Annotated in this window: 1 protein-coding gene; it reads left to right on the top strand. The window is 59.5% G+C overall.

Translation table 11 applies throughout. The features are described 5' to 3' along the window. Positions 1-292: 292 nt before the first annotated feature. Positions 293-556, top strand: coding sequence for a hypothetical protein (locus OC610_RS28630; protein ID WP_030137829.1), 264 nt, complete (start codon positions 293-295; stop codon positions 554-556). Positions 557-558 lie beyond the last annotated feature (2 nt).

Here is a 558-nt window from a genome sequence, read left to right on the forward strand (position 1 = left end):
TAGCGCCCGATCAAACAACGCACTTTCCCCAGATTCACACAGACAAAAAAATCCCCGATCAAGCCGTGACAGGACCGGGGCAGGAGCGTTACTGGAGGAGCTGTTGCGCGAGGGTGACCAAACCATCGTGATTCAGCTTGGGGCCAGTGTGCCCAGTCCAGGACCCGGCGAGTTAGCCGAAAACGACGCGCTCATAGTCATTCATGCCAGATCGACGATTTGCCCTTGCCGCCGCTTCGGGTGGCTACCAGAATCGAGACACGACCCCAATCCCTGAACAAGGAAAAGCGTCATGATGTACGCCGATTTGATCGACCAGGAAGACCTGTTGGGCCATCTCAAGGCCCTGGGGTTGCAGATTCCCAGCGGCTCGACGGCCGAGCAGGCCTGTGAGTGTGCCGTGCGCGGTTTGGACAGGGCCCGCGCCAATGAACTGCGGCGGATGGTCAAGGAGATGTATACCAGCAGCGCGACCATCCTTCCGGCCGTGCGCCAGGCGATCGACAAGCAACTGCTGCCAGCGTTGACGCAATACCAGCAGAACCATAGCGCCTGACC

Origin of the sequence: Pseudomonas agronomica, assembly GCF_025917275.1 — a bacterium.
GTDB lineage: Bacteria > Pseudomonadota > Gammaproteobacteria > Pseudomonadales > Pseudomonadaceae > Aquipseudomonas > Aquipseudomonas agronomica.

Bases quoted from the DNA above. Each gene is read 5' to 3' on its own strand.
- OC610_RS28630 (WP_030137829.1), top strand. From the start codon at position 293: ATGATGTACGCCGATTTGATCGACCAGGAAGACCTGTTGGGCCATCTC.